This is a genomic window from uncultured Nevskia sp. (assembly GCF_903885465.1).
Classification (GTDB): Bacteria; Pseudomonadota; Gammaproteobacteria; order Nevskiales; family Nevskiaceae; genus Nevskia.
On the sequence record NZ_CAISIQ010000527.1, the window covers coordinates 1 to 1,902 of the forward strand.

At 65.0% G+C, this 1,902-nt stretch carries 1 protein-coding gene; it reads right to left on the reverse strand.

Going from position 1 to position 1,902, the window contains the following annotated elements; all coding sequences use genetic code 11:
• A partial coding sequence (gene ilvD, locus QZY06_RS20295; RefSeq protein WP_295687635.1) for a dihydroxy-acid dehydratase occupies positions 1 to 1,494 on the reverse strand: 1,494 nt, incomplete at its 3' end.
• Positions 1,495 to 1,902: the final 408 nt, after the last annotated feature.

Here is a 1,902-nt window from a genome sequence, read left to right on the forward strand (position 1 = left end):
CAGCGCGATGACGCCGCCGACGAAAGCTTCCGGCGCCACGTGGCCCACCACCATGCCCCAGGTGCCGCCGCTGAAGCGGCCATCGGTGATCAGGCCAACGGTTTCGCCGAAGCCCTTGCCGATCAGCGCCGACGTCGGCGTCAGCATTTCACGCATGCCCGGGCCGCCCTTCGGGCCTTCGTAGCGGATCACCAACACGTCGCCGTGGCGGATCGAGTCGGCCATGATCGCGGCCATCGCCAGCTCTTCCGAATCGAAAACACGGGCCGGGCCGGTGATCACCGGATTCTTGAGTCCCGTGATCTTGGCGACCGCACCGTCCGGCGCCAGATTGCCCTTCAGGATCGCCAGATGGCCCTGCTTGTACATCGGCTTGTCGAAGGCACGAATCACCTGCTGGTCGGCACGCGGCTGGGCCGGCACGTCCTTCAGCACTTCGGCGATGGTCTGGCCGGTGATGGTGATGCAGTCGCCGTGCAACAGGCCGGCTTCGAGCAGGATCTTCATCACCTGCGGAATGCCGCCGGCCTTGTGCAGATCGGTGGCCACGTACTGGCCCGACGGCTTCAGATCGCAAAGCACCGGCGTCTTCAGACGCACGCGCTCGAAGTCATCGAGCGTCCATTCCACGCCGGCGGCGTTGGCGATGGCCAGGAAATGCAGCACCGCGTTGGTCGAACCACCGGTGGCCATGACCACGGCGATGGCGTTCTCGATCGACTTGCGCGTCACGATGTCGCGCGGCTTCAGATCGCGGCGAATGGCATCGACCAGCGCCTCGGCTGAGCGGGCCACGGAATCACCTTTCTCGGCGTCCGGATTGGCTTCGGTCGACGAATACGGCAGCGACATCCCCAGCGCTTCCATCGCGCTCGACATGGTGTTAGCCGTGTACATGCCGCCGCAGGCGCCGAAGCTCGGGCAGGCGTTCTTCTCGATGCCGTCGAGATCTTCCTTCGACATCTTGCCGGCGCCGTAGGCACCGACGGCTTCGAACGAGGAGACGATGGTCAGCGGCACGCCCTTCCAGGTGCCGGCCTTGATGGTGCCGCCGTAGCAGAAGAGCGCCGGCGCCTTGAGGCGCAGCATGCCGATCATCGCGCCCGGCCTGTTCTTGTCGCAGCCACCGATCGCCAGCACGCCGTCCATCGACTGCGACTGCACCGAGGTCTCGATCGCATCGGCGATCACTTCACGCGACACCAGCGAATACTTCATGCCTTCGGTGCCCATGCCGATGCCATCGGTGACGGTCGGGAAGCCGAAGATCTGCGGCATCGCGCCCGCCGCCTTCAGCGCGCCTTCGGCACGTGTCGCCAGGCTGCCGATGCCGGCATTGCAGGGATTCATCGTCGAATGGCCGCTGGCGATGCCGACGATCGGCTTCTCGAAATCCCCGTCCTTGAAACCGACGGCACGCAGCATTGCGCGGTTCGGGCTGCGGTTGAGGCCGGCGGTGATCGCCTGGCTGCGCTTGTTCAGGGTTTCGGTCATGGGACAGGCCTTTTTATGGACAGAGTGACGGGCTGGGCGGACGGGACGAATCCGGCTGGCGGACGACGTGGGGCGCGATTTTAGTGCGTGTGGAGGAAAGGGGCAGCAATTGGCTTGAATTGCGAGACCGGGGCTTTCTGTTTCGGCTTGGGCTGAGACCTTGGCGTCGTTCTCGGCTTGCTCCGCCGTTAGTTGTTGTTGGCTGGCGTTGGCGCACTATTCCGCGCTATCTCGCGGGTCACTTTCTTCGAACGCCCGAAGAAAGTAACCAAAGAAGTGCGCCCCGCGGCATGCCGCCGACTCGCTAGAAGCACAAGCGCGAGTCGGTGCCCTGTGCTTCTCGCGCTCTCCGGGGCACCGCGCCGACAGGCCATCCATGGCCTGGCAGCGCTCGACCGGCATCCTGCC